Annotated in this window: 5 protein-coding genes and 1 pseudogene; 4 read left to right on the top strand and 2 right to left on the bottom strand. The window is 42.2% G+C overall.

The annotated features are described in order from the left end of the window. A pseudogene (locus tag HT715_RS12390) lies at positions 1 to 127 on the top strand (site-specific integrase); the annotation flags it as partial. A 199-nt stretch (positions 128 to 326) separates the two neighbouring features. Here HT715_RS12390 and yidA read toward each other — a convergent pair. Continuing rightward, entirely contained in the window at positions 327 to 1133 is an 807-nt protein-coding gene (gene yidA, locus HT715_RS03440) for a sugar-phosphatase (RefSeq protein ID WP_000023513.1), read from the bottom strand. Positions 1134 to 1145: 12 nt separating this feature from the next. After that, positions 1146 to 2450 (bottom strand): HD domain-containing protein, encoded by a 1305-nt coding sequence (locus HT715_RS03445; RefSeq protein ID WP_001003510.1) that lies wholly within the window; start codon positions 2448 to 2450, stop codon positions 1146 to 1148. A 71-nt stretch (positions 2451 to 2521) separates the two neighbouring features. Between HT715_RS03445 and HT715_RS03450 the strand changes: the two genes are divergently transcribed. From HT715_RS03450 to ffh, 3 genes are all read left to right on the top strand, one after another. Then, a complete protein-coding gene (locus HT715_RS03450; protein ID WP_014017237.1) occupies positions 2522 to 2899 on the top strand; it encodes a DUF1934 domain-containing protein in 378 nt (125 codons plus the stop codon). A gap of 90 nt (positions 2900 to 2989) precedes the next feature. Further along, complete coding sequence (locus tag HT715_RS03455; protein WP_000402066.1) at positions 2990 to 3322, top strand: putative DNA-binding protein; 333 nt, start codon at positions 2990 to 2992, stop codon at positions 3320 to 3322. Between the two features lie 11 nt (positions 3323 to 3333). Continuing rightward, positions 3334 to 4905 carry a signal recognition particle protein gene (gene ffh, locus HT715_RS03460; protein ID WP_054388224.1) on the top strand — a complete coding sequence of 524 codons (1572 nt, stop codon included), beginning with the start codon at positions 3334 to 3336 and terminating at the stop codon, positions 4903 to 4905. Positions 4906 to 5048: the final 143 nt, after the last annotated feature.

Raw genomic sequence — 5048 nt, forward strand, 5'->3', positions numbered from 1 at the left:
TTCGCAGGAAGTCTATTATCAAAAGGTGTTGATATATGGGCTGTTTCAAGATTACTAAGGCATAAAGATATACAACAAATTATTCAAACTTACGGACATACTCTAAAAGAGGGTTATTGATAAATAGTATAGGAAGAGCCTTAAAATAAGGTTTTTTCTATTTATCGATTCCAGCAGGGGGTATGTAATTAGATACTATAGTAGATTGAAACTAGAATAGTGTATCTGGACTTCTAAAACATTACTAGAAATTGATTTGTCCTATTCCTATTTCATTTTACTATAAAAACCGCTCAACTGAGCGGTTTTCGTCTATTCATACCCTCTTACAGTACCCATGTTCGGATGGCATGGGCAACACCGGATTCGTCATTTGTTTTAGTGATGTATTTGGCGATTTTTTTGATTTCTGGATTTCCATTTTCCATGACAACGGGGTTCCCAACGACTTCCAGCATGGCACGGTCATTTTCTTCGTCACCGATAGCCATGGTTTGATTTTTGGTCAATCCGAGTTTTTCAGCTAGGTGAGTGATGGCTGACCCCTTGTCTACATTCTTTTTAAGGAGTTCGAGGTAGAAAGGAGCAGACTTGTTGATAGAGTAGCGTTCGTAAAATTCTGCTGGTATCTTTTCAATTGCAGCATCGAGAACCTCAGGCTCATCGATGAACATACACTTGACGATTTCCTTGTCAGCCATTTCTTCAGGTGTGCGGTAGAAGATAGGCATGTTGACGAGGGTTGATTCGTGCACAGTGTATGTTCCGATATTGCGATTGGCAGTATAGATACCGTCCTTAGTAATAGCATGCATGTGGACACCGAGCTTACGACTGAGAAATTCCATATCCAGATAATCCTCATAAGTCAAGGATTCGCTGATAATCTCATGCCCTGTAGCAGTTTCTTGGACAAGGGCACCATTGAAGGTCACAACATAGTCACCCTCGTCTCTCAACTGCAAGTCGTCCAGAAGTTTGGCAACACCTGCGATAGGGCGGCCAGTTGCAATGACGACTTTGACACCAGCTTCTTTGGCATCTTGGATGGCAGAAAAGACTTCAGGAGTAATCTCCTTTTGACTGTTGACTAGGGTTCCGTCAATATCGACAGCGATTAGTTTAATACTCATAAAATTCCTCTTCTAGTTTTTATTTGGGGTAAAATGATCGTTCTCAATTAAGTGTAAAAATTGCTGGGTAATGCTAGCAAAGATGCTGTTTTGGTCCAACATTTCTTTTGGAAAATAAAAGCGATTATCTCCGTGGCGACTGCCAGCAAGGGATTGGACGATAGGAGACAGGCTAGAGAGTTCGGCCAGTTGACCATTTTTTTGTAAAATCTCAATCTGTGTCCGTGGATTTTCAGATTCGGGACGATAGATATCATAAGGGAGGTCAAAATTCTTATGAATGGCAGTGTAGTAGTCGGGATCAAAGCCGATATCCTCAACCAATTTTCTCATGCTAGCGAGTTGGTCTTGGTCTTCTTGTGAAAAAGTAATGGATTTAAAGACCTTGCGGTTGACAAAGCGTTGCGACAGGTCTGCAAGAATCTTGTCAGGACTGGTCATCCAGAGTTGGAAGTAGGTATTCATCACACCATCATCCAGAGCTAGATAGTCAGACAAGGTCACATTTTTTTCGAAGAAAGGCAGGAGGTGTGGAGAAGTTCGGGCAAAGAAATCCTTGTCCTCAGGATAGAGTTCCTTGGCGCGTTTGAGAAGATTCTGTAGGAGAACTTCCATGGCGCGTGTTGCGGGGTGGAAATAAACCTGCATGTACATCTGGTAGCGACTGAGGACGTAGTCTTCGATGGCGTGCATGCCATTGCGCTGAAAGGCGATACCATTTTCGACAGGACGAATGACTCGGAGGATGCGAGTCAGGTCAAATTCCCCATAGGATGCTCCTGTAAAATAGGAGTCGCGCAAGAGATAGTCCATACGGTCCGCATCAATCTGACTGGAAATGAGTTGCACCACCTGCTTGTTAGGATAGGTATGGTCTATGACACTGGCAACTTTTTCTGGAAAGTCTGGCGCCACTTGTAGCAGGACTTGGTGAATCTCCGTCTCAGGACTTTGGATGATTTCCTGGGTGATGCCCTCATGGTCTGTATCAAAGAGATGTTCAAAAGTATGGGAGTAGGCACCATGACCCAGGTCATGGAGGAGAGCAGCGGTCATGGTGAGGAGGGATTCGGCAAGATTCCATCCCTCAGGATATTTTTCTTCAAAAATCTCCGTGATACGTCGTGCAATTTCATAGACTCCTAGACAGTGGGAGAAGCGGCTGTGTTCTCCACCGTGGAAGGTATAACTGGAAGTTCCCAGTTGCTTGATACGGCGCAAACGTTGAAATTCTTTTGTATTGATCAAGTCATAGATGATTTGATTATTGACATGGATGTAGTTGTGAACAGGGTCACGGAATACTTTTTCGTTCATATGACCATTATAGCAAAAAGCTAGAGTTTTTGGTAAAATAGTAGGACAAGAGACAAGAAAGAGGACTTGATGTGAAGATTCGGATGCGAAATACGATTCAGTTTGATGAGCAGTTGGAAGTGATTGACCAACTTTATGACGTGGAAGTGCATGAAAAGGGAGATTATAGCTACCTGCTTTTCTATAATGAGGAAAAGGAAAAAGTAGTGATTAAATTCCATGGTCAAGAACTGGTGATGAGCCGTTTTTCAAATCCCAAGACCATTATGCGCTTTCTAAAGGATAGTGATAGTTTAGCCGACATTCCTACACCAATGGGCATGCAGGAATTTGTTATCCAAACCAGTCGCTATGAAGTTGATGGGCAAAAGATTGAACTAGATTATCAACTACAAAATCAAGAGGGACATCCCTTTGCCAGCTATCAATTGGAAATTACTTGGGGCTAGTCTCATGTCTTTTTCAAATTTACCTGGCTATCTTCTCGGATTGGCTTCCTAATGTGGTAGATTAGGCTAATTTTTGGTATAATAAAAGTTATGGAAATCGAAAAAACCAATCGTATGAATGCGCTCTTTGAATTTTATGCAGCGCTTTTGACAGATAAGCAAATGAATTATATCGAGCTCTACTACGCTGATGATTACAGCCTTGCTGAGATTGCCGAGGAGTTCGGTGTCAGTCGTCAGGCTGTCTATGACAATATCAAGCGAACAGAAAAGATTCTGGAAGATTATGAGATGAAATTGCACATGTACTCGGACTACATTGTCCGCAGTCAGATTTTTGATCAGATTTTGGAGCGCTATCCCAAGGATGACTTTCTGCAGGAGCAGATAGAAATTTTAACAAGCATTGATAATAGAGAATAAGAGGAAGAAAAATGGCATTTGAAAGTTTAACAGAACGTTTGCAGAACGTCTTTAAAAATCTACGTAAAAAAGGAAAAATCTCTGAATCTGATGTCCAAGAGGCAACCAAAGAAATTCGCTTGGCCTTGCTCGAGGCCGACGTTGCCTTGCCTGTTGTAAAGGATTTTATCAAGAAAGTTCGTGAGCGTGCAGTCGGCCATGAGGTCATTGATACACTTAATCCTGCGCAACAGATTATTAAAATCGTTGATGAGGAATTGACAACCGTTTTAGGTTCTGATACGGCAGAAATTATCAAATCACCTAAGATTCCTACAATCATCATGATGGTTGGTTTGCAGGGGGCTGGTAAAACAACTTTTGCTGGTAAATTGGCCAACAAACTCAAGAAGGAAGAAAATGCTCGTCCTTTGATGATTGCGGCGGATATTTATCGTCCAGCTGCTATTGACCAGCTGAAGACACTGGGTCAACAGATTGATGTGCCTGTCTTTGCTCTTGGTACAGAAGTACCAGCTGTTGAGATTGTTCGTCAAGGTTTGGAACAAGCGCAAGCCAATCATAACGACTATGTCTTGATTGATACTGCGGGTCGTTTGCAGATTGATGAGCTCCTCATGAATGAGCTTCGTGATGTGAAAGTATTGGCTCAACCAAATGAAATCTTGCTTGTCGTTGATGCTATGATTGGTCAGGAAGCAGCCAATGTTGCGCATGAGTTTAATGCTCAGTTGGAAGTAACTGGGGTTATCCTTACCAAGATTGATGGCGATACTCGTGGTGGTGCGGCTCTATCTGTTCGTCACATTACTGGAAAACCAATCAAGTTTACTGGTACAGGTGAAAAGATTACGGACATTGAGACCTTCCACCCAGACCGCATGTCTAGCCGTATCCTTGGTATGGGGGATATGCTCACTCTGATTGAGAAAGCTTCTCAGGAATACGATGAGCAAAAAGCTCTTGAAATGGCTGAGAAGATGCGTGAAAACACCTTTGATTTCAATGATTTCATTGCTCAGTTGGATCAGGTGCAAAACATGGGCCCAATGGAAGACTTGCTCAAGATGATTCCAGGTATGGCTAACAATCCAGCCCTTCAAAACATGAAGGTAGATGAGCGTCAGATTGCTCGCAAACGTGCTATTGTGTCTTCAATGACACCTGAAGAGCGTGAAAATCCAGATTTGTTAAATCCAAGCCGTCGTCGTCGTATCGCTGCAGGTTCTGGAAATACATTTGTCGAAGTCAATAAATTTATCAAGGACTTTAACCAGGCTAAACAGCTCATGCAGGGTGTCATGTCTGGAGATATGAATAAAATGATGAAGCAAATGGGAATCAATCCAAACAATCTTCCCAAAAATATGCCAAATATGGGAGGAATGGATATGTCTGCCCTTGAAGGAATGATGGGACAAGGTGGTATGCCTGACTTATCAGCTCTCGGAGGAGCAGGAATGCCCGATATGAGCCAGATGTTTGGTGGCGGACTCAAAGGTAAAATCGGTGAATTTGCCATGAAACAGTCTATGAAACGCATGGCGAATAAAATGAAAAAAGCGAAGAAGAAACGCAAGTAAGACGAAGGAAGGCCGCAGAGCTTTCCTTTTTTAGAAAAATAATAAAGGTCTATTTTGAATCTGTAAAGAATAAAAAATAATAATACTCAATGAAAATCAAATAGCAAACTAGGAAGCTAGCCGCAAGCTGCTCAAAACACTGT

This window comes from Streptococcus sp. 4155, from assembly GCF_013276695.1.
In the GTDB taxonomy this organism is placed as follows: Bacteria; Bacillota; Bacilli; order Lactobacillales; family Streptococcaceae; genus Streptococcus; species Streptococcus pseudopneumoniae.